Genomic DNA, 20,058 nt, shown 5'->3' with positions numbered 1-20,058 from the left:
ACCATATTTTAAGGAATATTGTCAGTGTTTGGAACTATTTGTTCATTTTCTGCCGCTGTTATATCCGCTATATCCTTGATTATTTCATCCATCTCCCCATCAACATCCTCTGTATTAGAGAAATCTTTGATATAGGACTTGTGACTCCTTACATTACTCTGAACTTCTTGCATGGCCAATGTCTTTTTATCGTCTATATCTTCAGGTATGGGGAAATTATGATTGAATACAATGTTAAATTCCAAGTCATCCCATTCATGGTTCCAGTCCTTATAACAATTAAACTTACTACAGCACTCAATAATAAGCCTTATCAAATCTTTTATAATTGGCTCCCATGTATTCCATTTTTCATTGCACCTGGCTATCAAGTCATTATACAAGTACTTCAAAGCTTTGGCTGATGGAACATTTTTCAGTTCTTCCTGCCTTGGCATGTCCAGCATCTCATACATATCTTTTTCAGCCCTGTCAAGAAACTTCTCCGCGGGTTCAGCTGAAGTAAACGAACTCTCAAGCCTTTTTGCATCCGCTGTATGCTCATCTATACTTTTCAATGGTATTATTGCACCCGGTGCAACCTTGCAGTTGTTCACACTGCTTTCATCAGCATCTATGATTACACGCTCTCCGAACATATTGAACCTCAATGCATCAGCATAATCTGAAACTTTTCTGTTATAACTGTTCTGCGCATCTCTAAGACCTGTTACATCACTTTGCCCATGTATATCTCCAAGCATGGCATCATTCAATACTACCCATGCAGGAAGCTTATCCAACTTTGTATCCACTGTTTCTGTGGATATAGGAGTATCAAAGTTCCCTCCTGAAAATATCTCTATATTATGGACACAGGTACCTCCATTCAGAGTATAGGTATGTCTATACCATATCTGTTTATCCTGCTCTAAATCTGCTGTATCAGGCTCTTTAACTACAAGAATAATCTCCTGAAGCTTTTTATAATTGCTTGAGGTAGTTCTATAGGTAAAATCATTAATAGAGTTGTAAAAAATATTTATCGGCTGCTCTGGATTGGCTTCAATCCTTAGAAGCACTCTTCTTCTGACAGTGCAGTCTAAAAAAGCCTTTAGAGTATCACTCCAAAAGCTATTATCTGCCAAAATTTTATCTATAAACTGTCTTAATTCCTCACATTTATCTTTGTCCTTTGTATCATAAGGCTTGAATAAAATGTCCGGAGGCACACTGAACATAAATCTTGCCTGCTTTCGGAGCAGTGGGCCCACTTTATTTCTTATATCCTGAGCAGGTACATAATCCAAATTATCATTAATTGTCCAGGACTGCCCAATGGTATCTGGATCGCTTATTGCCAGCTGTTCATCCTGACATTTTCCCTTGTAATAGAAATAATCATTCTTACACTGCTTTCTTTCTTTGAGCTGCATATCTGTTAGTTTTAATAGTTGCTGTTTTATATTCATTAGAATACGGCACCCCCTTTCCTCCTATGATAAATATTGCTTTTAAGCCCTCTGCCTTTGCTATAAACACTGTCTGCATATTTTTTCTCTTTGATATCAGCAACCTCATACCCATCAAGGCCATACCATATGGCACTAAATGTATGTGGATCAATATTAAATTCATCCTCTATGATTTCACCATTTTTATCAACAGCATAAGTGAGATCCTTTAATTCTGCTATAGTATTGGTACAATTAGAGGAACATATTATTTTCTTAAATCTCTTTACCTTCTTGGTGTTCTGCAGCCTGGACCCCTGAAACTTTTTGGCTCCTCTAATGTTAAATCCTTGCTGCTTGTAATATTTAATTGTCTTAGGCTCAGCCGAATCTGCATTGATTTGCTCCTGTGTATCTTTAAATTCTGATATTTCAACAGCGGTTCTATCGTCTGTCATTTGATTTTTATAATACTCCCAGCAGATATAAAGTATCTTTTTATCATCATCAATACACATTCTTACGATAGCATTGTATGAAGTTTCAAAACCAAAATCCATGCCAACTCTCCTGATTGGATTTTTTATATTCCCTATAGCCTCAAGTACCGCATAGTGTGGAGCAACTTCAAATTGAGGAAGTACCCTCCTGCCATTTACTCCAAATCTGCCTCTCCTGGCTATTCTGTATAAATCAGGGTCATATGCTTTCAGTTCATCAAGCTGCTGTATATAGCTTTTGGGCAAAAATAAATTATCATCTGCCAAAGAATGATGATAATATGTGTTGTTTCTTATAACTATTCTTTTTTTATAGAGTTCCTCATCATCAAGTGTGAATATTTTCTTCTTTTCATCTTTGAAGAAGTGCTTGTATGTCCAATTACCCTTGCTCACAGGATTGGTTGAAAGTATCATATGCAATGATAGGCTTGGATGCCTCAAACGCCCTAGAAGTTCCTTAAATCCTGCATATTTTACCTCTGAACATTCCTCTATCCATACTATAGAAACATTATTTATAGATTTTAGTTTTGAGGGCTTATCCATACCTTTAAATATTATCTTGGAACCATTCGGGAACTTAACCTGCATTGGCGAGGCTGTGAACTTAATTCTATCCTCAAGTTCCATATCAGTTACTATTTCCTCTAGAAGTGAATAGCAGCTGTCCCTTATGGTGTCAAATACTTCTCTGACTACTAAAGCAGTTCTTTTCTCCTGGAGCAATTTAAGTATTAATTTCAAGGCCACATGATAACTCTTTGATGATCCATAACCTCCAACTAAAAAATAGAATTTATAATCCCAGTTGAAAATAAAATCTTCAAAACTTGGATTTACTTCTTTTTCTATAAGCATTATTCATCACTTTTTCTCTTTATCATAATTTCTATTGGCTTATCTTTGTCAGGATTCTTGACTTTATCAACCTCACATCTCAACTTCTCAATCCTCAATTTCTGTTCCTCTGTCGCAATATCCATGTGTTTTGACAGCCAGTCAAGGGCTTTCATTGCGTCATGTAGCTTTATACTCACGCCATCTTTACCCTGTTTGATTTCGCTTACAAGGCTGCCATCCACTTCATTTGAATTGTTGAGGTCAACATAGTTGTACACGACTGTCCTCTCTTTGCCTTTCTTATCCTTGACCTTATAAGACCTCTGCCCAAAGGAAACATAATCAGTTATACAGGCAAACGCTATATCTAAATACCTCTGAAATATATCATCCGGGCTAATCATTGCCCTGTTGAGCTTACCTTCTTTCAGCTTCCGTATTTCCTCTTTTATACGAGCATTTACAAGCAACCGAGGTCCATTGGTATTGGCAATTATATAGTCACATTCATATGCTTTTTGGTACGCCTTGGTGGCATTGAAGCATTTAATATAATAAATGCAAAAGAGCCTTTGCTTGTCGGTGAGTCCCGAATTTAATATTTCGGTAACTTCTTCAAGCTCTGGCTCTTTATTTACCTTATTCTTTTTCCGTTTGGAACGTTCCGTATTCTTTTGGAGCGTTCCATTCAATTTACTGTCCCATTTATCTTTATTCTTCCACCCTCTTATGGTGCCAGGTGAAAGATTCAATATCTCTGCTATTTTTACTAAATCAATATTTCCATTGTGTTTTTTGTAAATCTCAAATGCTTTGTCCCGGTTCGGGCTTCTCTGTCTCGGCATGTCTACATTGTCACCACCTGCCTATCATTTATTTTAGAATAAAAAAGAATCTTGTTAGATAATCCTGCTAACTATTTTATTTTCAAATATACCTCTGTTAAAGCAATTATCAGGCTTCCACCTAGTAACGCAACTATTCCCTGTACTATTCTGCCGTTCATGAATAATATAAGTACGGCAATAAGCATCCATATCTCAATTCTGCTTTGACTTTTATTAAATAAAAACATTAATATCTTTTTCATCATTATAATCTACCTCACCCTCCTAATAGCACCTTTGACCCTCCGGTAGCAGTCGTGATGCATAAGTTTTTCTATATCACAAAAGGAGAGGTCTTCGCCTCTCCCTGGTTTATCCTTATTTAATTTTTTCTTCTTGAGCTTTTCTTTTTCCATACCTATTGCCTACTTCCTCCCAACAATTCATTATTTCCGATTCACTTTCATTTAATTTATAAAATGAGATTCATAAATCAATTCATAAAAATCCTAGTATCATATTTACCATATTGTAAATAATATTAATTAAACACGGTAGTAAAGGAGGATTCAATTAATGAATTCACAAGCAAGAGATAACATTCATAAAGTAAAGGAATCATTAAAAAGTACCCAGCACTGTCTCCAGATGGCTGCAAATGAGGTTGAAAATTCTAATATTAAAAAGCAAATAAACAATCAATTAACTCAGATTACTAATTGTCTTGTAGAATGCGAAAAAATAGCTTCTGGATTAAGTCAACACAAAAATCAATAAATATAATAAAAAGTTTGAGTCACGCAAAATAAGCACCCTAAATAACAGGTGCCTATTTTACATCATATCTTTCTTAAAGGAGTCCATTTTATAAAGAGTCTATTAGTGGTTGCATTTAAGTTTAACGTGCCCTGCAACCGCAGACACTTATTATTATTTTTAAAGGGGACAATATTTAAAAACTATTTATTTAGGGAATTAAACTTTATGAAGAACCTTTTTCACTATCATCTATTTCCTTAGGACACTTATAAGTATATATGGTATTTGTGACAACTTAGTGTCGTATTAATTAACTATTTATAAATATTATGAATTTTTAAAGACACCCAACTAAAAGCCAGGTGTCTTTTACAAGATATAGGAATTATATTTATGGCATATAAACCATATTGGAGGCCCCATTTAACCCTGGAGCCACAGGTTTATTGAGGGTATTAAAATCTATCTTTATATTCATTTGCCAGTCTTCTTGGCGTGTCCCAGGTAACAACCGGAGCAACATCTTTGTTCAATGCTATATCTCCATTAGGTCTGGTTTTATATATGGATCTGTTCTTTTTTACAAAAGTACTGTCTCCCATATATCTGTTCGCCTGATAGTTTACCGCTTTCAACACTTCACGCCTGCGGATCAGTGCAACTTGATGTTTTATTTTCAAACTTCCAAAATTCCTCTGGATACACTTCTTGACGGTATCCTTTTTACAATTTAATTTTCTGGCAATCTCAGAATCCGTAAATCCTGCATTATACAAATTTTTAACCTGTTCTTTATCTATAACAGCCTTCAAACCCCTCACTCTCCTAAAAAAAATATAGTTCACCCAAACCATAAAAGGGGACATATTTTACTTTTACCAAATTGAATTCTTCAAATTTCATTTATATTATATATCATCCTTCCGAAAATTTTTCCCAACTTTGTCCCACTTTTGTCCTATTTTTGTCCCACGATTTTTTGCTATTTAAAAGGCAACAGCATTTTTCAACTATTGCCATACATTCTTCCCCATCTAACGATATCCTCCAGTATATCTTCCCGCCATCTGTAAGCAGTACTTCTTACCCCACCATACATTTCATTGGCAATCCACCCAACACTCTTGTTCAACTTATATTTGTAAGTAATAAATTTCATAATTTCTTCTGATAGTGGAGGGACTGTCAGCACTTTTTTCAATGGAGCTATGTTTCTTTTTAACTGTCTTATTCGGGCTCTGTTTCTACGGAGCTTGCTGCCCACATACTCAAGCTCATCCTCAAGTTTCTCAATTTCTCTCACAATTCCCTTTTCTGCCACACTTTCACCTGTAGGACTTGTCTGTACTTTCTCCCCAAAACTAGGGCTCATATGGCTATCTGGAGTGACACATACATTACAGTGTTTTATGTCCCATTCAATGCTTTCGACTTGCTCCTGAAGATCTCTGCAGTCAATTTCCAGCAGCTCCATTTCCTTAAGATCTCTAAAATAGCCATATAACTTCCCTTCTGTCTTTTTAAATGTCTCCTTGTCCAGCAGCTATCCCTCCTACTTATTTATTACTTATGTCTAAATCTTATAGCCACCACCATTATCCCAACGAAAATACACATACACAGAAGATACAAAACAACAAGATGAATCACTATCCTCATGGCATCACTCCCTGCTTTTTCTCCATATACAAAACGCCACGAATTGAGTCCTCTGCTAAATCCTCGATATGATAATATTTATTAAATTTCCTAGTAAGCCTAATCTTATGTTTAAAATTCTTATAAGGTATTGCAATTATTTTAGTCACATTTTTCACCTACCTTCTGGCACATCTTTTAAAACTCTGTGCCACGACCTCATCCACCATTTTCTTTTTATATTTAGCCTTCTTTGCCCTTCTTTTCTGCAGCATATTATATGTCATTTCAGCTTTCTTTCTAGCTGTCAGCTTCTCCATGTATACCACTCCTAAAATTATTTCTTTAAGCTAACTTTTTTCTTGTCTCATATTCATGATTTCTTTGTAAGATTGTCAACTTCTAAAATTACCAGAATAATAATTTGATTTCTGCACATCCTATTTTCATAAGGATATCAATGCACTCAAGATGTTAGAATATTAAAGTTTATGTGAAGTTTGAAAGAAGTTTGTATGAATTAAAATGTTTTTTCTTGGTGCATTGATACTTACTTTACACTGGAGATGATGAATCTCCAGTGTTTAAACTTATATTGTAATAAACCTCATTCCAGGGATTTTTATCCCTGGATTTTTCTTTAAGCATTTTGCTAACTAATCCCACTTTAATTTTTGACCACAATGTTTACAAAATGGATCCTTATATCCTACCCATTCCTTACATTTACAGCTATAAATCTTGGCGCCCTTGTGAAATACAAAACTTCCAATTTTAATATCATTCTTGGCCGTCAAGTGAGTTGGCCTTTGAGGTATTTGCTTTTTCAAAGCTTCCACACTGGCTTTAAACGCATATTTAATCTCCGGACAAATCCACTTGCTTTTTAACTCCTGTTCTATAATATCTAAGGAATATTTATAGTCTTCCAATGTTTTCCTCCCAAATATTTAAAATAATTCATCCATATTCATATCAAAAGTTTTACAATATATTTCTAACGCTTCTTTTATGCAAGCCTGCTTTCCCATTGGTTCTCCTGGAACTATTAATTCTATTGGGTTATTCAAACTATTCGCCTACTTTCCTATTACACTAAATCGCTCATACGATACTCTTAAACGGATTTTAATTTACTGGACAAGTATTTATACCCTTGTGCTATTTAAATTAAAATTTACCCCGTTCTCGGCTTAAATTCGACTACTTTCTGCTTTCTATTCTATTGTCCAATCCTCAAACTATTTTCAACTGTTCATTAACCTCTGGTCTGTAATTCATTAAAATCAATTCGGTCCGGACCGGGCACTTGTCTCCATCAGTTCTGACTCTTATCTGGCTGGCCGTATGATATTCATTTCGGTACCACCCCGAATACAATTCATCAACCAGTGGATCCGGATAATAGCAAACCATGGCCTTACCTTTTATTTCTTCAAGTACTTTCCTAAGCCTTATATGGTCCTCCCTCTTGAATCCTCCGAAGTACATGTCCTCATGTCCCAAGTACGGTGGGTCCAGGAAGAACAGCGTATCCTTGGTATCATAGAACCGTATGACTTCCTCAAAGTCCCTGCAGAGAATGTTCCAGTTTTTTATTAGTTCCGCCATCTTAGGAATTAACTCTGTTGCAGCTGCTAACTGCTTGGCTTTATTTTGTGTTTTGGAAAGTCCTATACCATTCTTGTACTTGTGACCTCCACCTCCGAAGCAAACACGCATTAAATAATAAAATCTAACTGCTGATTGGAGCTTATCCTCCGGCCATGGCTCCCATTTCCACTTTTCATACAGACTTTCTGAATACGGAAGTGAACTGCACTCTTTATAAAGGCTTCCTGGATTATTTTTAAGAACCGCCATGTAATTTATAAGCCTATCGTTTATATCATTCACAACTGTCATATCAGCTGGTTGCACCGTTTCTTTGTAAAAAGTAACTGCTCCAGATCCAAAGAAAACATCTGCAAATATTTTATGTTTAGGCATAAGCTCCATGTACCTTTCTTCCTTGCCATGCTTACCACCAATCCACTTTATATTACTCAAATTTTTAAGTTTCACCTATCCATCCTCCCATCCTAGAAGCTTTTTCTCTAAATCCTCAAAATCATAATTCCTCTGCTTGAAATTGTTGAACGTACTCTCTTTTTTGCCGTAATTGGGTGCACTTCTCCCGGGACTTTTATTTTTATTTTTTTGATTCTTCTTCAGCTCGAATCCTTTTTTATCTGCCATAACCGCCTGGACCGTATTCAGTTGGTTATCCTTCCACCGGTTGAGTACTGCTTTCGCATACCGTATATCTCTTTTGTTGCTCTCTACTGCCTCCTGCAGTGCCAGTGTAATAACCTCCGGTTCCATGCCGTCCTCCACATAGCTTTCTAAAAGCTCCATCTCAAACTGCGTTATGAGATGCCCAAAGTTGTTGTTGAAGAAATCAACATAGCCTGAGTTATCCACATTATCCACAGGCTGGTTCTCTATAGTAGGAGTAGTAGTATTATCTTTTTTGTTTAGTTTAGTTTTTAGTTTATGTCTCTCAAGAAGTGGCTCACAGTGCGGCATCCCGGGCACAACTGGTTCACGATCTGGTTCACACTCTGGTTCACACTCTGGTTCAAGGTCTGGTTCATGAACTGGTTCAAAATTTATACCAGATTGATTATTTGGTTTATCTGGTTCACTATCTGGTTTATTTTTTGTACCAGTTTGTACACCAGTTACCGGCTTTTCTACTAAACTTACCAGGCAATATTTACCTGAATTCTTTTTTCTCGGTATGGACTTATATAAAAGCAGCTCATTTTGTATAAGAATATTTCTATGTTTTATAAGGGTTCCTTTTGAGATTTCCAAGTCTGCCATTAGCCGCAAATTATCTATGGTAATCCATGGTTCCCAATTGCTGTGGTTATGGTAGTCTATGATTGCATACCATAGGGCCTGAGCGATTGCAGGAATAGAATTGGTCCTTAAATAATTCCGGAAGGCATTAATCTCTTTTATATAGTTCATAATCAATCCCCCTCTAAGGGGTGGGCAGCTGCATTGTGCCCACATAAGTCATGCCCAAAATATTTTTTAGCTTTCAACATCATCTGCAAACGGTGTGCCTTCATACGGATCCCTATCCTTGCCTTTTTCTTCTTCATCCTCTGCTTCCATATATTCTACGTCTGTCGCATTTACTTCTGGTTCATCCGCTGCTTCTTCGTCAAATACTTCATAGTTGTCCTCATTAGTTTTAATTATTTTACTGTCACTTGTAATTGCTTCTTGCATGTCAATACTTAAAATTCCCCAGGTTGAAAGCATATTTTTAAGTACTGTTTTCCTTGCCATTGCATCAAAGTCTGTTTTCCATGGTCCGTTACCAAAACTCTTGCTGAACCTCTTGGCATGCGCTGTTACTTTTTCTTTACTCCAGTACACCATCTTTTCAAAACCATTTAAGAGCCTGAAGTATGCTGCATATCCTATTACTGCATCCGATTGTTTATTATCCAAGTCTAATTCCAATTCTTCTGTGAGAGGGTTGAAGCTTTTAAGCTGTCCTTCATATATCTCTGTTACATTGAGCTTTTTATATTGTGCTGACCTCTGAGCCATCTGAATAAATCCCCTGTATCCAACTTGAAACTGTGCTTCCAGCTTTCCATGATTTTTAAATGGTATTATCCATGCAAATCCCAAGTTAGGATCTATGGGAAGTTTCAAGGAGGCGGCCTTTAAGGCACTCCCCAAAACTGTCATATTGTCACAACCCTTTAATTTCTCCTGTTTCAAGTTAAGCAAGCTGGTTATAAATCCATTGGCCTGTTTGTCGAGCATGTCCTCAAATCTTTTCTTTATACTTGCGGAATAAACAAGTGCCTTGAATGGATCCTTCGGTAGTTTCCCCGGTTCCTTTTTTGTAAGTTCCTTTTTTAAGCTCTGACTTGTAGCCATATTACTCATCATCCCCTTCAAAATCTTCTTTAAATTTACACATTATTTTGTCTTTATCACTGTCATAATAAATTGAATCTATAAAATACCCGCAGTCACCTGGATCGTACATTTTAAAGTCATTTTTGTTCATAGCTGCCAGCTGGGCATTAAAACTATTTATAAGTGCTGTAAATGCCGGATTTGCCATTACGCTTTTACCTCCTTGATATTAAATTTTCTGTATGAGCTTGCATTTAAATACTGCTTAAATAGCTCAGGGTGTTCTGTCTTGAATCTTTTGCTATCAAACCTATTGGAGGTTATGCTTTTCCAATTAATCTCGTAGTCAGGAGCATATCCTATTTCAGCCTCACCCATTTCAAGCTTTATGTTGTTCTCAATTTCCTTGGCTTGAAGCTCGAGGGATTTGATGGTATTTTTGATTTCAATATAATCTTTAATCTTGTCTTTGTATTCAGATTTTAGATTTACAACCGTCCCTGGAGTTGAGTCCTTGAATCTTTCCTTTAAATACCTCTCTGCAGCATCTGATCCATCCAACTTGGGCGGCACTCTCTTAAGTACGTTGTTTTCCCAGAAGTCTTTTTCTTTGGCTACGATTATATTTATAAGTTCCTGGTCCCTCTCAATTTCTTTATATATAAACTTCTGTCCACCTATGAGCACGGCTATATATGCCTTTTCATCACCTGTAACAGCCAGATAATGCATAACCTGTGCCAGATAACTTGCAGGAATCTCCTCACTCTCCCAGCTACTTGACAAGAATATATTTGCTGTTTTACATTCAAGCAGTGCTTTTTCGCCCACTATTTCCCTGTCCAGATTTGCAGTCATAAATGGATGCTCAATGCTTTGAAGTATTGCATTTCTCCTTCTAACCCTTTTACCTGTTCTTTTAGTGAATTCCTTTGCCACCATATCCTCAAGTTCAGTTCCCCAGTAAGCAGCTTCGCTCTGTTCGCCTATCTCAGTTATTTCCTGTGTTTTATCTATATATACTTGAAATGGTGTCTTGTATCTGTTTATTCCCAAAATTGCTCCTGCATCAGAGCCTCCAATGCCGGCTTGACGGCTCTTAAGCCAGCCAAGCTCGGATATATCTTTAGTTTTAGCAAGTATCGTAAAAGGCTTATTAAAATCAAGTCTTAATTCCATGGCTTAACCTCCCTATTTGATTTTTCTCCCATTCTTTAGTAGAATGAGAGTAATGAATATTTATTTTTGGGCCCTCTGCAAAGGGTCTTCTTTTGCCTGAAATAAAATTTTTATCTGTTCATCTGTAGCAGTATCAATATCACATATGGTCTTACCGGTTTTCATATCATACAGTTCATCACCATCAAGGTCATATTTAACTCTATCTACAGCCTCCTTGATTCCTAAATTTTCATCCTGTACAAGTTCAACCACCCTGTCTGCCTTTCGCCTAACGGATTCCATCTACTCACCCCCTCAATCGTTATATTTATACCTGCAGTACCGATCCAGCTGATTGTACATACCTTTCCAGTGCTTGGCCTGCTCTCTGTATGCTTCTATAAGCTGTAAGCTTTCCTCCAACAGTTCCTTTAGCTTTGCATTTTGCTTCTCCAGCTTCATAAACTCTTTATCTCTCATATGTCCTCCTTCAACCTCTTAAGATACTCTACAAATCCATTCATATCGCCACTGAAATCAGCTACCACATACTTTTTAGGGATATCATCAATAGTGGGTCCTTGAACTCCTTCCCCTTGAATATATCTTTGAAATCCCAGCAAATCGTTCCATATACCTCTGTATATCCTTCTTTCTGTACCACCTATAGCCTTTCTTGCCCTGCCCTCATACTGGTCTATCAAGCATTGCAAATATCCATTCATTTGTTTTTACCCTCCTTCATTTTCTGAACTATCAGCTTATCAAGTTGCTGGCTGACTTCTAGTGTCCTTTTATCCTGCAGACCGTATAAAACAATGCATTCATTTAACCTTTTCTTTAATTCCTCCATATTAAGCTCCCACTCTTTTCTTTGCCTTATAAATCCTGCTGTACACGGTGTGTATGTTTGTATTGAATTTTTCTGCCAGCTCTCTTGACTTCCATCCTTGTTCCTTTAGTTTCAACATTTCCTGTATTTCACTCTTTGAAGCACGTTTTTTATGCTCTATCCTCATCTTCCCAGCTGTATTTGTATAAAATAGATGTATTATGCTGTCACCTTTCATCCCATAATAACTGCCTATTTCATCCCAATTAATACCCTGCTCTCTAAATCTCATAACATCCTGTATATCCTGAGGTGTCCATCTAAATTTAGGAGACCTTTTAAAATCGGGTCCGTTTTCCAAACAGTTGTCCAGATACTTGAATGCAACTTCCTGCGGGCACTCCTTCTCTATTGCAATCCAAAGCGCCATTAGATTTTCAAATACCATCCTTCTCCCTCCTAATACCAATCTCCATTCCCTAGAACATGCAGCCAGTCACCGTCATTCAGCGTGATTTTTAAATATCCATCAGCTCTTTGAACTTTTACGGGCGCATGATCCTCCGGGTACTCCCATGCATTATAAAATCTTGTACAGAACCTTTTGAAAAGTTCCTTGTCTGCATTAGCTAGCTTGTTAAACCCTTTTATCTTTTCTGGAATAAACATTTAATCATCCCCCTTTATAAACCATTTGCCGTATAGAAGTTCTTGAAGTGAAACGGGGTCTGCATTCTTGCGGGTATCACATATTTTTGAAAATGCCGAGCCATCATTGACTACATGGTATTTAGCTGTGAAGTCTCCTAGTTCACATATAATTGTTTTTCCATCTTCGGCCGCCTTAAGAGCTTCTTTCACACTTACTGGCTCATTTACCAGCCTGAACTTGCTGCTCAAGCTAAAATTCGATAATATAGGCCTGCCTGCCTCATTTATAACTCTGCCATCTTCATCTAAAGCAATTACAATTCCGTTTCCATTTTCTTTGTATATTTCATCTTCAACAAATTGAAATTTCAAATTTTTGTTCCTCCCGAACTTGTCAATTACCTGTGCTAGTGTATATTCAGTCATATTGCCGCCTCCTTGATATTTATCTGTTGATTAATTTCTTGAACCTCTCTAAGCAAAGCTCCTTGAAGCGTGATAGTGTCGATATATTTAATTGCTGAGCTGTAATCCTTCCTTAAAATGTTATGATAAACTGAAACATTCAAATAATCCTTTAAAGTCCTCCATATATAGCTGTACACTCTTTTCCTTACTGATGAATCCATATATGCATTACTTTCATTTCCACGGCATAGGGTTTTAACTCTTTTGTTAACCAGCTTTCGGATTGTGTTTGCCTGGCCATCAGTTATATTCATTGTTAAAGATAAATTTTTCACTTTGGTATCAAGCTCATTTAATTTTTCCTCGTGGCTTTCTATAACCTGATATTGAAGTCTTAACTGCTCCATTGGTGAAAGCTGCTTTTGCTCTTTAGCTCTAAAATAACCATTTATCAATTCTCTTTGAACTTTCCACGCCAGATCATCAGTAAAGGATTTTACCAACATCAAGTATCCAGATTCAGTTAACAAATATCCTGATGGAGCGAATTTATCAAATCCATATGTTTGGGTAAAATCTTCCCCAACCTCGCTTTTACGAATCTCGAAGTAATCAATGCCTCTAATAAAATGATGTTTATTGTTATTAAAGTTTTTCCTTGATGTTCCTTCAGCTCTTTCATGTAAATCATCAATATCTTTAAAAGTTACAACTCTCTTTCCTATGAATTCTTTTACCGCTAAATCTGTATTATTGATTTTTATCAAGTTACTCAATTTCATCCCTCCTTATAAAACTCTTCTTTCTTCTGCAACTCTCTCCAGCCATAAATCCAATTTCTTTTTATTTACTAGAAACTTAATACCATTCCTAAAGCAAGGAAAATCAGAATTCTCAGCATGTACAAGCTCCATAATCTTGTCGCGGCCTATTCCTGAATACTCTTTGCATTCATCTATCGTCAATGTAGACTTGTTAATTTCTTTCAAAGCTTCCTTAATGGCATCTTTAATTACTTCCTTAAAATTTTCATCTGCTCTCATTTCCATAAATAAGTTCTCCTCCCTACTTCAGTTTTTTCTGGACACAAAGCTTTAATTCTTGAGCATTTATAGACAATTCATCTAATGCTTTCACAATGGATTTTAACTTAGGTTTTTCCTCTTCTGTGATAACTCCATCAGATGTAATATCCAATAATTCCTTTCTCACGTTACTGATATTTTCTAGTGAAGATAAAATTTGAATTGTAACCCTATCAATTTCTAGTACCTCTATTTGTGGCACTGTATGTTTCCCTATAGGACATTCGCTGTGACAATAATAATTCATAAGCTCTGGTGCATTGTAGATTTCAGCCATTTTAACAACTACATCTGCAGGTATCTGCTTGCAAACTCCAGTTTCATAATTAAGAAGAGAACCAACACTGACATCCAGCAGTTCACTAGCTCCTTCTCGGCTTCTTAGCTTGTCATTGCTTTCAGATGCTTTTATCCTTGCCTTTTTGTAGATGGTATCCGTATCTCTTATTGATCTGCTCATATGTTCTCACCTCTTTCTATAGCGAAATTGTACTTTTGATGGTAAAAGTTGTATGAAATTATGTTCTACTTGTCCCTTCCTGCTGGTAGAATTAAGTTATGGGGTTACACTATCTTCTTCTGATCGGTTTGATTATTTTGCTCATTGTGGCATATTGTATCATTTTCATGTAAAAAAATAATATCCTCCACTTTAACATGAAAATATGATGCTATCTTAATGGCTATATCAATTTTGGGAACCCTTAATCCATTTTCATAATGCGAATATGCTGCACGATTTATTCCTATTGCCTTAGCAATTTGTTCTTGAGTTTTATGTTTTTTAGTTCTAAGTTCTTTTAGCTTGTATTTCATAACTTTTTCTCCTTTCTGTATTTATGATACACTTTGTATCTATATTTTTATTATAATCCATTTTGTATCATTGTCAATATGTTTTTAATAAAAATTATACTTTTTGTATCATTTGTTTGCTTTTGTATCATTGTTTGATAATATAAAATTGAGGTGTATCTAAATGAGCGTATCAATTAATTTAAAAAAGCTTAGAATCGAAAAAGGACTTACACAAGAAGAATTAAGTAAAAATTTAAATATTAACAGAGCTACATATGCTCATTACGAAACAGGCAGAAGAGAGCCCGATATTGAAACTTTAAGGTTACTCGCAAAATATTTTAATGTATCTGTAGATTATTTACTAGACACTACAGATAGAACAGAAAATGCTACATTAGGAGATAGAATACGAATTTTACGTGAAGAAAAATCTATAAGCCAATTGGAATTGGCTAAAACACTTAACATAGCTAATACAACATTGTCTCAATACGAATCAGGCAAGAGAATTCCTAGTGATTCTATAAAGAAAAAAATAGCAGAATATTTTAACGTTTCTCTAGATTACTTAATGGGTCTCACGGATAGCAAAACCAATAATCCCCGACCAAAGTTAAGTGAAAAGGATGAACGTGATATAAAAAAAGACCTTAATAAAACACTTGAACAGCTGGAAAATTCGCAAGATGGACTCATGTTTGACGGCGAACCTATGGATGATGAAACCAGGGAATTATTAAGGATAAGCCTTGAAAACTCAATGAGAATTGCCAAACAGGCAGCTAAAAAATATACTCCAAAGAAATACAGAAAATAAAATTGGGGGAATGGGGAATTGAGGGATGTTATAGAGAAAGAAGTACTCCGTCTAATAAAAAAGCATAAAACAAACAACCCTTTTGAAATTGCAAGGGCTGAAAATATTATGATATTAAAAGAACCTCTGGGGAATATAAATGGTTATTATAATAAATATGTACGCCAAAGAATGATACACATAAATCGGGAATTAGAAGAAAACAGCTTTTCTGGCCGCTTTACTTGTGCTCACGAATTAGGCCATATTAGATTTCACCCTAATGCCAATACTCCATTTTTACGTAACACTACTCTTTTTTCAATTAATAAACTAGAAATTCAGGCCAATACTTTTGCGGCATTTATGACCATACCTAAAGACATTTTACTACCTTACAAGGGGTTTACTCTTGTACAAATTGCTTGTGCGGAGGGTATTCCGGTACAAGCCTTGAAGCTAAGATTTAATATGATATAAATAATTAACATTAATAATAATTCTATATTTTTTAACATTTAAAGAACTGATGTTCCAATATTCTGTTTAAGGAGTGTTTTATTATGAAAGATAATATCAAAGTTATCATACCAGAAGATTACCCATACAAAGTAACTTCCAGAGATAAAAAACAATACATACGAGAAATGAATAAATGTATTGAACAATTGGAATTAGATAAAAATATAAGTAAACAAGGTAAAAAGGAAATGCTTGATACAATAAGTGAATTATTTTGGAAGGCTAAAATACTTAACAAAAGAAAATTTGCCCATAAAAATAACTCTAAATTATAATTATTAGAAAGGATGATATAAATGGAATATAGTCAAAAATATATTCAAAAACTTACAAAAACTCTCACTCAGAAAGAACTTGATAAAATAAATAAATATGCCGATAAAGCAATTTCCGAATTGGAAGAATCATATATTTCAATTGGAAACCCCTTGAATGAAGAAGATATAGAAATTCTCTCTAAGAGTATAAGAGAAGCATTGGAACATATGAAGATATGTAATAAATTGAAATATACGCCAAAGAAATATAGAAAAAATAATAAGCTATTTGATTCAGTACATTAAGTACTATATATTTTTTAACTTCAATCAGAACATTAGTTTGATTTTTTATTAAAGGGAGGAATTAATATGGCCAGAAAAACTAATATTGAAATAAATGGAACTAAATATTATAGAATGACTGCCGTAGTTGGCCGCGACGGTAATGGTAAAATTATAAGAAAACAATTTTATGGAAAGGACAAGTCAGATGCAGAAAGTAAAAAAAATGAGTATTTAAATGGAATAAAAAATGGTCTTAATGTAAATTTTCAGGATGTCACCTTAGGCAAACTCATGCACTTATGGTTATTTGAAGTTATGAAATCAAAAATAAAGCCTGCTACTTTTGAAAGATACGAAGGTATATATAGAAACTATGTAAAGAGTGATAGCATATATGGTTCTAAACTTTGCAATATCCAGAGCATACAGCTTCAGAGATATTATAATTTATTATATAAATCCGCTAAAAGCAGTAATGTAATTAAAAATTTAAACAAGTTATTAAAGGAATTTTTTAATTATGCAGTAGATGAAGGATACCTTAATAGAAATCCATGTGCAAGGTTAACTATTCCTGGTTTAAAAGATGTTAAAAAAGAAGAAGTGCAAGTTTTTTCAGATGAGGAAATACATAGATTCGAAGGTGTATTAATTAATCATAGATTGAGAGCGCTATTTTTAATGGCATTAGGCACTGGATTGAGACAAGGTGAATTATTAGGCCTTAAATGGAGTGACATTGATTTTGAAAAAAAAGAAGTCCATGTAAAGAGAGCAATCAAACAAGTTAGTTTAATTAATGATGATGAAAGTAGAGAATTTAAAGTTATAGAACAAATTCCTAAATCTAAAAATAGTGTTAGAACTGTAGCTATACCCTCAAAATTAATTCCAATATTAGAAGAGCATAAATCAAAGCAGCAGGAAGAAAAATCCGCAAATGTAGATTATACTAATAATAATTTTGTATTTGCAACCCCCACTGGCAAAAATATATACGCAAGAAATTTAACCAAAATGTATAGAAGGCTATTAAAAAAGGCAAATGTACCTTATCGTAAATTTCACTGTTTAAGGCACACATATGCTACCAAATTATTTGAGCGTAAAGCAAGGCCTGAAACAGTTCAAAAGCTCCTAGGACATAGTAGTATTTCCACTACAGCAGATATATATACTCACGTTATGCCTAAACAAAAGACTGATGCTGCAGAAACATTAAATGATTTATTTTAACAATCATTTAGCATCATTATTTTTTTATGTGTTAAAAATGTGTTAAAATAAAAAAATCAGCAAATTTTAAATTGCTGAAACCTAGTGTTATCAATGCTTAATGGTGCACCCAGGGAGATTCGAACTCCCGGCCTCTGGATTCGAAGTCCATCACTCTATCCAGCTGAGCTATGGGTGCAAACTGCACTTATTTTAAAAATACAAATGGAGCGGGTGAAGAGAATCGAACTCTCATAACTAGCTTGGAAGGCTAGCACTCTACCATTGAGTTACACCCGCAAATCCATTGCTAAGCAATCACACAAATATATGAGCTCACTAGGGATTTTTAAATTCCCCATTAATCCTAAATGGTCGGGGTGACAGGGCTTGAACCTGCGACCTCATGATCCCTAACCACGCGCGCTACCATCTGCGCCACACCCCGCTATTTACATGGTGCGCCATCGGGGACTCGAACCCCGGGCAACCTGATTAAGAGTCAGATGCTCTACCAACTGAGCTAATGGCGCATGCTGGTGCGTCTTAAGGGATTCGAACCCCCGGCCCACGGCTTAGAAGGCCGTTGCTCTATCCAACTGAGCTAAAGACGCGTATTGCTGGAGCGGGTGAAGAGAATCGAACTCTCATAACTAGCTTGGAAGGCTAGCACTCTACCATTGAGTTACACCCGCAAATCCTTAAATTTTATTTCACCCTTGGAGCGGAAGACGGGATTTGAACCCGCGACGTTCACCTTGGCAAGGTGACGCTCTACCACTGAGCCACTCCCGCACAATAACAAATTCCCTATCTATAATTTTGGTGCAGGTGAAGGGATTTGAACCCCCACGCCATAGGCGCTAGATCCTAAGTCTAGTGCGTCTGCCAATTCCGCCACACCTGCATGTATGAAATTAGAAATCATTATAAACATATGGTGGCTTACCGGGGAATCGAACCCCGGACACCATGATTAAAAGTCATGTGCTCTACCAACTGAGCTAGTAAACCATTAAATGGCTGGGATGGCAGGATTTGAACCTACGAATGATGGAGTCAAAGTCCACTGCCTTACCACTTGGCTACATCCCAACACTGGGGTGAACGATGGGATTCGAACCCACGACAACCAGAACCACAATCTGGCGCTCTACCAGCTGAACTACGTCCACCATATTCTGGTGCGCCATCGGGGACTCGAACCCCGGGCAACCTGATTAAGAGTCAGATGCTCTACCAACTGAGCTAGTACACCATTAAATGGCTGGGATGGCAGGAGTTGAACCTACGAATGATGGAGTCAAAGTCCACTGCCTTACCACTTGGCTACATCCCAACACTGGGGTGAACGATGGGATTCGAACCCACGACAACCAGAACCACAATCTGGCGCTCTACCAGCTGAACTACGTCCACCATATTCTGGTGCGCCATCGGGGACTCGAACCCCGGGCAACCTGATTAAGAGTCAGATGCTCTACCAACTGAGCTAGTACACCATTAAATGGCTGGGATGGCAGGATTTGAACCTACGAATGATGGAGTCAAAGTCCACTGCCTTACCACTTGGCTACATCCCAACACTGGGGTGAACGATGGGATTCGAACCCACGACAACCAGAACCACAATCTGGCGCTCTACCAGCTGAACTACGTCCACCATATTCTGGTGCGCCATCGGGGACTCGAACCCCGGGCAACCTGATTAAGAGTCAGATGCTCTACCAACTGAGCTAATGGCGCATATTGGTGCGTCTTAAGGGATTCGAACCCCCGGCCCACGGCTTAGAAGGCCGTTGCTCTATCCAACTGAGCTAAAGACGCACGCTTGGAGCGGGTGAAGAGAATCGAACTCTCATAACTAGCTTGGAAGGCTAGCACTCTACCATTGAGTTACACCCGCATAATTGTTTAATATTAAGTGATAATATCCCTGTCATAAAATTTCATGAAATCAAATGGTCGGGGTGACAGGGATTGAACCTGCGACCTCATGGTCCCAAACCACGCGCGCTCCCATCTGCGCCACACCCCGACATAAAATATTGGCTTTATTCATACTAGAAGTTTTTTCAAACTCTTGACAACATAAATTATTCTACACGA

The 20,058-nt window shown here is 36.5% G+C and carries 31 protein-coding genes and 19 tRNA genes; 6 read left to right on the top strand and 44 right to left on the bottom strand.

The window, feature by feature from the left end:
- Positions 1-8: 8 nt before the first annotated feature.
- The 5 genes from ACFHWD_RS14500 to ACFHWD_RS14480 all read right to left on the bottom strand — a co-directional run bounded on the left by ACFHWD_RS14500 (position 9) and on the right by ACFHWD_RS14480 (position 4,019).
- Entirely contained in the window at positions 9-1,451 is a 1,443-nt protein-coding gene (locus tag ACFHWD_RS14500; RefSeq protein WP_378062470.1) for a phage portal protein, read from the bottom strand.
- Positions 1,451-2,794, bottom strand: coding sequence for a PBSX family phage terminase large subunit (locus tag ACFHWD_RS14495; protein WP_378062468.1), 1,344 nt, complete (start codon positions 2,792-2,794; stop codon positions 1,451-1,453). Before ACFHWD_RS14495 ends, ACFHWD_RS14500 begins: the two co-directional genes overlap by 1 nt.
- On the bottom strand, positions 2,794-3,621 hold the full coding sequence (locus ACFHWD_RS14490; protein WP_378062466.1) for a terminase small subunit: 828 nt from the start codon (positions 3,619-3,621) through the stop codon (positions 2,794-2,796). The genes ACFHWD_RS14495 and ACFHWD_RS14490 overlap by 1 nt, the downstream gene beginning before the upstream one ends.
- A gap of 71 nt (positions 3,622-3,692) precedes the next feature.
- Positions 3,693-3,869 carry a hypothetical protein gene (locus ACFHWD_RS14485; protein ID WP_378062464.1) on the bottom strand — a complete coding sequence of 59 codons (177 nt, stop codon included), beginning with the start codon at positions 3,867-3,869 and terminating at the stop codon, positions 3,693-3,695.
- A 6-nt stretch (positions 3,870-3,875) separates the two neighbouring features.
- Positions 3,876-4,019, bottom strand: coding sequence for a hypothetical protein (locus ACFHWD_RS14480; protein WP_378062462.1), 144 nt, complete (start codon positions 4,017-4,019; stop codon positions 3,876-3,878).
- A gap of 160 nt (positions 4,020-4,179) precedes the next feature.
- Here ACFHWD_RS14480 and ACFHWD_RS14475 point away from each other — a divergent pair, with 160 nt between their 5' ends.
- Complete coding sequence (locus tag ACFHWD_RS14475) at positions 4,180-4,380, top strand: hypothetical protein (protein ID WP_106008490.1); 201 nt, start codon at positions 4,180-4,182, stop codon at positions 4,378-4,380.
- A gap of 437 nt (positions 4,381-4,817) precedes the next feature.
- Here the strand turns inward: ACFHWD_RS14475 and ACFHWD_RS14470 are convergent, their stop codons facing one another.
- The 20 genes from ACFHWD_RS14470 to ACFHWD_RS14375 all read right to left on the bottom strand — a co-directional run bounded on the left by ACFHWD_RS14470 (position 4,818) and on the right by ACFHWD_RS14375 (position 14,886).
- Positions 4,818-5,183 carry a DNA-binding response regulator gene (locus ACFHWD_RS14470; RefSeq protein ID WP_378062460.1) on the bottom strand — a complete coding sequence of 122 codons (366 nt, stop codon included), beginning with the start codon at positions 5,181-5,183 and terminating at the stop codon, positions 4,818-4,820.
- A 185-nt stretch (positions 5,184-5,368) separates the two neighbouring features.
- Positions 5,369-5,836 carry a transcriptional regulator gene (locus tag ACFHWD_RS14465; protein ID WP_378062458.1) on the bottom strand — a complete coding sequence of 156 codons (468 nt, stop codon included), beginning with the start codon at positions 5,834-5,836 and terminating at the stop codon, positions 5,369-5,371.
- Positions 5,837-6,179: 343 nt separating this feature from the next.
- Positions 6,180-6,320 carry a hypothetical protein gene (locus tag ACFHWD_RS14460; protein ID WP_378062456.1) on the bottom strand — a complete coding sequence of 47 codons (141 nt, stop codon included), beginning with the start codon at positions 6,318-6,320 and terminating at the stop codon, positions 6,180-6,182.
- 336 nt (positions 6,321-6,656) lie between these two features.
- Positions 6,657-6,932, bottom strand: coding sequence for a hypothetical protein (locus tag ACFHWD_RS14455; protein ID WP_378062454.1), 276 nt, complete (start codon positions 6,930-6,932; stop codon positions 6,657-6,659).
- A gap of 304 nt (positions 6,933-7,236) precedes the next feature.
- Positions 7,237-8,064, bottom strand: coding sequence for a DNA adenine methylase (locus ACFHWD_RS14450; RefSeq protein WP_378062452.1), 828 nt, complete (start codon positions 8,062-8,064; stop codon positions 7,237-7,239).
- Entirely contained in the window at positions 8,065-9,018 is a 954-nt protein-coding gene (locus ACFHWD_RS14445; RefSeq protein WP_378062450.1) for a DnaD domain protein, read from the bottom strand. It abuts the gene before it with no gap.
- A gap of 66 nt (positions 9,019-9,084) precedes the next feature.
- The gene (locus ACFHWD_RS14440; protein WP_378062448.1) at positions 9,085-9,951 is read right to left on the bottom strand and encodes a recombinase RecT; all 867 of its coding nucleotides are present in this window, start codon (positions 9,949-9,951) and stop codon (positions 9,085-9,087) included.
- Position 9,952: 1 nt separating this feature from the next.
- Positions 9,953-10,141, bottom strand: a complete 189-nt coding sequence (locus ACFHWD_RS14435) for a hypothetical protein (protein ID WP_150356045.1) — start codon at positions 10,139-10,141, stop codon at positions 9,953-9,955.
- Complete coding sequence (locus ACFHWD_RS14430) at positions 10,141-11,112, bottom strand: YqaJ viral recombinase family protein (RefSeq protein ID WP_378062446.1); 972 nt, start codon at positions 11,110-11,112, stop codon at positions 10,141-10,143. The genes ACFHWD_RS14435 and ACFHWD_RS14430 overlap by 1 nt, the downstream gene beginning before the upstream one ends.
- Positions 11,113-11,172: 60 nt before the next feature.
- Entirely contained in the window at positions 11,173-11,397 is a 225-nt protein-coding gene (locus ACFHWD_RS14425) for a hypothetical protein (protein ID WP_378062444.1), read from the bottom strand.
- 12 nt (positions 11,398-11,409) lie between these two features.
- Positions 11,410-11,574, bottom strand: a complete 165-nt coding sequence (locus tag ACFHWD_RS14420; RefSeq protein WP_378062442.1) for a hypothetical protein — start codon at positions 11,572-11,574, stop codon at positions 11,410-11,412.
- Positions 11,571-11,819 carry a hypothetical protein gene (locus tag ACFHWD_RS14415; RefSeq protein ID WP_378062440.1) on the bottom strand — a complete coding sequence of 83 codons (249 nt, stop codon included), beginning with the start codon at positions 11,817-11,819 and terminating at the stop codon, positions 11,571-11,573. Before ACFHWD_RS14415 ends, ACFHWD_RS14420 begins: the two co-directional genes overlap by 4 nt.
- On the bottom strand, positions 11,816-11,947 hold the full coding sequence (locus ACFHWD_RS14410) for an aspartyl-phosphate phosphatase Spo0E family protein (protein ID WP_378062438.1): 132 nt from the start codon (positions 11,945-11,947) through the stop codon (positions 11,816-11,818). The genes ACFHWD_RS14415 and ACFHWD_RS14410 overlap by 4 nt, the downstream gene beginning before the upstream one ends.
- A gap of 1 nt (position 11,948) precedes the next feature.
- A complete protein-coding gene (locus ACFHWD_RS14405; RefSeq protein WP_378062436.1) occupies positions 11,949-12,374 on the bottom strand; it encodes a hypothetical protein in 426 nt (141 codons plus the stop codon).
- A gap of 11 nt (positions 12,375-12,385) precedes the next feature.
- On the bottom strand, positions 12,386-12,595 hold the full coding sequence (locus ACFHWD_RS14400) for a hypothetical protein (protein ID WP_378062434.1): 210 nt from the start codon (positions 12,593-12,595) through the stop codon (positions 12,386-12,388).
- Positions 12,596-13,003: a hypothetical protein gene (locus ACFHWD_RS14395; RefSeq protein WP_378062432.1), complete on the bottom strand. Its 408-nt coding sequence runs from the start codon at positions 13,001-13,003 to the stop codon at positions 12,596-12,598.
- Positions 13,000-13,767, bottom strand: a complete 768-nt coding sequence (locus ACFHWD_RS14390; RefSeq protein ID WP_378062430.1) for an ORF6C domain-containing protein — start codon at positions 13,765-13,767, stop codon at positions 13,000-13,002. The genes ACFHWD_RS14395 and ACFHWD_RS14390 overlap by 4 nt, the downstream gene beginning before the upstream one ends.
- A gap of 6 nt (positions 13,768-13,773) precedes the next feature.
- On the bottom strand, positions 13,774-14,034 hold the full coding sequence (locus tag ACFHWD_RS14385; protein ID WP_378062428.1) for an excisionase: 261 nt from the start codon (positions 14,032-14,034) through the stop codon (positions 13,774-13,776).
- 16 nt (positions 14,035-14,050) lie between these two features.
- Entirely contained in the window at positions 14,051-14,530 is a 480-nt protein-coding gene (locus ACFHWD_RS14380; RefSeq protein ID WP_378062426.1) for an XRE family transcriptional regulator, read from the bottom strand.
- Positions 14,531-14,634: 104 nt separating this feature from the next.
- Positions 14,635-14,886, bottom strand: coding sequence for a helix-turn-helix transcriptional regulator (locus tag ACFHWD_RS14375; protein ID WP_378062424.1), 252 nt, complete (start codon positions 14,884-14,886; stop codon positions 14,635-14,637).
- A gap of 163 nt (positions 14,887-15,049) precedes the next feature.
- Here ACFHWD_RS14375 and ACFHWD_RS14370 point away from each other — a divergent pair, with 163 nt between their 5' ends.
- The 5 genes from ACFHWD_RS14370 to ACFHWD_RS14350 all read left to right on the top strand — a co-directional run bounded on the left by ACFHWD_RS14370 (position 15,050) and on the right by ACFHWD_RS14350 (position 17,970).
- Positions 15,050-15,688, top strand: a complete 639-nt coding sequence (locus ACFHWD_RS14370) for a helix-turn-helix domain-containing protein (RefSeq protein ID WP_378062422.1) — start codon at positions 15,050-15,052, stop codon at positions 15,686-15,688.
- Between the two features lie 18 nt (positions 15,689-15,706).
- A complete protein-coding gene (locus tag ACFHWD_RS14365) occupies positions 15,707-16,147 on the top strand; it encodes an ImmA/IrrE family metallo-endopeptidase (RefSeq protein WP_378062420.1) in 441 nt (146 codons plus the stop codon).
- An 83-nt stretch (positions 16,148-16,230) separates the two neighbouring features.
- Entirely contained in the window at positions 16,231-16,464 is a 234-nt protein-coding gene (locus ACFHWD_RS14360; protein ID WP_378062418.1) for a hypothetical protein, read from the top strand.
- 21 nt (positions 16,465-16,485) lie between these two features.
- Entirely contained in the window at positions 16,486-16,752 is a 267-nt protein-coding gene (locus ACFHWD_RS14355) for a hypothetical protein (RefSeq protein ID WP_378062416.1), read from the top strand.
- Between the two features lie 66 nt (positions 16,753-16,818).
- A complete protein-coding gene (locus tag ACFHWD_RS14350) occupies positions 16,819-17,970 on the top strand; it encodes a tyrosine-type recombinase/integrase (protein ID WP_378062414.1) in 1,152 nt (383 codons plus the stop codon).
- A 101-nt stretch (positions 17,971-18,071) separates the two neighbouring features.
- On the opposite strand, the gene ACFHWD_RS14345 is transcribed toward ACFHWD_RS14350, so the two are convergent.
- From ACFHWD_RS14345 to ACFHWD_RS14255, 19 genes are all read right to left on the bottom strand, one after another.
- Positions 18,072-18,148, bottom strand: a tRNA-Arg gene (locus tag ACFHWD_RS14345).
- A 27-nt stretch (positions 18,149-18,175) separates the two neighbouring features.
- A tRNA-Gly gene (locus tag ACFHWD_RS14340) sits at positions 18,176-18,249 on the bottom strand.
- A gap of 72 nt (positions 18,250-18,321) precedes the next feature.
- Positions 18,322-18,397, bottom strand: a tRNA-Pro gene (locus tag ACFHWD_RS14335).
- Positions 18,398-18,406: 9 nt separating this feature from the next.
- Positions 18,407-18,482: transfer RNA gene (locus ACFHWD_RS14330), tRNA-Lys, on the bottom strand.
- A gap of 4 nt (positions 18,483-18,486) precedes the next feature.
- Positions 18,487-18,563, bottom strand: a tRNA-Arg gene (locus ACFHWD_RS14325).
- A gap of 7 nt (positions 18,564-18,570) precedes the next feature.
- Positions 18,571-18,644, bottom strand: a tRNA-Gly gene (locus ACFHWD_RS14320).
- 25 nt (positions 18,645-18,669) lie between these two features.
- Positions 18,670-18,744, bottom strand: a tRNA-Gly gene (locus tag ACFHWD_RS14315).
- Positions 18,745-18,772: 28 nt separating this feature from the next.
- Positions 18,773-18,856, bottom strand: a tRNA-Leu gene (locus ACFHWD_RS14310).
- A 31-nt stretch (positions 18,857-18,887) separates the two neighbouring features.
- A tRNA-Lys gene (locus ACFHWD_RS14305) sits at positions 18,888-18,963 on the bottom strand.
- Positions 18,964-18,969: 6 nt separating this feature from the next.
- Positions 18,970-19,044, bottom strand: a tRNA-Gln gene (locus ACFHWD_RS14300).
- Positions 19,045-19,048: 4 nt separating this feature from the next.
- A tRNA-His gene (locus ACFHWD_RS14295) sits at positions 19,049-19,124 on the bottom strand.
- A gap of 89 nt (positions 19,125-19,213) precedes the next feature.
- Positions 19,214-19,288: transfer RNA gene (locus tag ACFHWD_RS14290), tRNA-Gln, on the bottom strand.
- A 4-nt stretch (positions 19,289-19,292) separates the two neighbouring features.
- Positions 19,293-19,368: transfer RNA gene (locus tag ACFHWD_RS14285), tRNA-His, on the bottom strand.
- 89 nt (positions 19,369-19,457) lie between these two features.
- A tRNA-Gln gene (locus tag ACFHWD_RS14280) sits at positions 19,458-19,532 on the bottom strand.
- A 4-nt stretch (positions 19,533-19,536) separates the two neighbouring features.
- Positions 19,537-19,612: transfer RNA gene (locus tag ACFHWD_RS14275), tRNA-His, on the bottom strand.
- Positions 19,613-19,619: 7 nt separating this feature from the next.
- Positions 19,620-19,695: transfer RNA gene (locus ACFHWD_RS14270), tRNA-Lys, on the bottom strand.
- A 4-nt stretch (positions 19,696-19,699) separates the two neighbouring features.
- Positions 19,700-19,776 (bottom strand) — tRNA-Arg (locus ACFHWD_RS14265).
- A gap of 5 nt (positions 19,777-19,781) precedes the next feature.
- Positions 19,782-19,855, bottom strand: a tRNA-Gly gene (locus tag ACFHWD_RS14260).
- Between the two features lie 56 nt (positions 19,856-19,911).
- Positions 19,912-19,987, bottom strand: a tRNA-Pro gene (locus tag ACFHWD_RS14255).
- Between the last annotated feature and the right edge of the window lie 71 nt (positions 19,988-20,058).

Source organism: Clostridium sp. MT-14 (assembly GCF_042436595.1).
Classification (GTDB): domain Bacteria; phylum Bacillota; class Clostridia; order Clostridiales; family Clostridiaceae; genus Clostridium_B; species Clostridium_B aromativorans.
This window is presented reverse-complemented; position numbering and strand designations above follow the sequence as displayed.

Coding starts and splice junctions, on each gene's coding strand:
- ACFHWD_RS14500 (WP_378062470.1), bottom strand. CDS start 1,451: ATGAATATAAAACAGCAACTATTAAAACTAACAGATATGCAGCTCAAA.
- ACFHWD_RS14495 (WP_378062468.1), bottom strand. CDS start 2,794: ATGCTTATAGAAAAAGAAGTAAATCCAAGTTTTGAAGATTTTATTTTC.
- ACFHWD_RS14490 (WP_378062466.1), bottom strand. CDS start 3,621: ATGCCGAGACAGAGAAGCCCGAACCGGGACAAAGCATTTGAGATTTAC.
- ACFHWD_RS14485 (WP_378062464.1), bottom strand. CDS start 3,869: ATGATGAAAAAGATATTAATGTTTTTATTTAATAAAAGTCAAAGCAGA.
- ACFHWD_RS14480 (WP_378062462.1), bottom strand. CDS start 4,019: ATGGAAAAAGAAAAGCTCAAGAAGAAAAAATTAAATAAGGATAAACCA.
- ACFHWD_RS14475 (WP_106008490.1), top strand. CDS start 4,180: ATGAATTCACAAGCAAGAGATAACATTCATAAAGTAAAGGAATCATTA.
- ACFHWD_RS14465 (WP_378062458.1), bottom strand. CDS start 5,836: ATGGAGCTGCTGGAAATTGACTGCAGAGATCTTCAGGAGCAAGTCGAA.
- ACFHWD_RS14460 (WP_378062456.1), bottom strand. CDS start 6,320: ATGGAGAAGCTGACAGCTAGAAAGAAAGCTGAAATGACATATAATATG.
- ACFHWD_RS14445 (WP_378062450.1), bottom strand. CDS start 9,018: ATGAACTATATAAAAGAGATTAATGCCTTCCGGAATTATTTAAGGACC.
- ACFHWD_RS14440 (WP_378062448.1), bottom strand. CDS start 9,951: ATGGCTACAAGTCAGAGCTTAAAAAAGGAACTTACAAAAAAGGAACCG.
- ACFHWD_RS14435 (WP_150356045.1), bottom strand. CDS start 10,141: ATGGCAAATCCGGCATTTACAGCACTTATAAATAGTTTTAATGCCCAG.
- ACFHWD_RS14430 (WP_378062446.1), bottom strand. CDS start 11,112: ATGGAATTAAGACTTGATTTTAATAAGCCTTTTACGATACTTGCTAAA.
- ACFHWD_RS14425 (WP_378062444.1), bottom strand. CDS start 11,397: ATGGAATCCGTTAGGCGAAAGGCAGACAGGGTGGTTGAACTTGTACAG.
- ACFHWD_RS14420 (WP_378062442.1), bottom strand. CDS start 11,574: ATGAGAGATAAAGAGTTTATGAAGCTGGAGAAGCAAAATGCAAAGCTA.
- ACFHWD_RS14415 (WP_378062440.1), bottom strand. CDS start 11,819: ATGAATGGATATTTGCAATGCTTGATAGACCAGTATGAGGGCAGGGCA.
- ACFHWD_RS14410 (WP_378062438.1), bottom strand. CDS start 11,947: ATGGAGGAATTAAAGAAAAGGTTAAATGAATGCATTGTTTTATACGGT.
- ACFHWD_RS14405 (WP_378062436.1), bottom strand. CDS start 12,374: ATGGTATTTGAAAATCTAATGGCGCTTTGGATTGCAATAGAGAAGGAG.
- ACFHWD_RS14400 (WP_378062434.1), bottom strand. CDS start 12,595: ATGTTTATTCCAGAAAAGATAAAAGGGTTTAACAAGCTAGCTAATGCA.
- ACFHWD_RS14395 (WP_378062432.1), bottom strand. CDS start 13,003: ATGACTGAATATACACTAGCACAGGTAATTGACAAGTTCGGGAGGAAC.
- ACFHWD_RS14390 (WP_378062430.1), bottom strand. CDS start 13,767: ATGAAATTGAGTAACTTGATAAAAATCAATAATACAGATTTAGCGGTA.
- ACFHWD_RS14385 (WP_378062428.1), bottom strand. CDS start 14,034: ATGGAAATGAGAGCAGATGAAAATTTTAAGGAAGTAATTAAAGATGCC.
- ACFHWD_RS14380 (WP_378062426.1), bottom strand. CDS start 14,530: ATGAGCAGATCAATAAGAGATACGGATACCATCTACAAAAAGGCAAGG.
- ACFHWD_RS14375 (WP_378062424.1), bottom strand. CDS start 14,886: ATGAAATACAAGCTAAAAGAACTTAGAACTAAAAAACATAAAACTCAA.
- ACFHWD_RS14370 (WP_378062422.1), top strand. CDS start 15,050: ATGAGCGTATCAATTAATTTAAAAAAGCTTAGAATCGAAAAAGGACTT.
- ACFHWD_RS14360 (WP_378062418.1), top strand. CDS start 16,231: ATGAAAGATAATATCAAAGTTATCATACCAGAAGATTACCCATACAAA.
- ACFHWD_RS14355 (WP_378062416.1), top strand. CDS start 16,486: ATGGAATATAGTCAAAAATATATTCAAAAACTTACAAAAACTCTCACT.
- ACFHWD_RS14350 (WP_378062414.1), top strand. CDS start 16,819: ATGGCCAGAAAAACTAATATTGAAATAAATGGAACTAAATATTATAGA.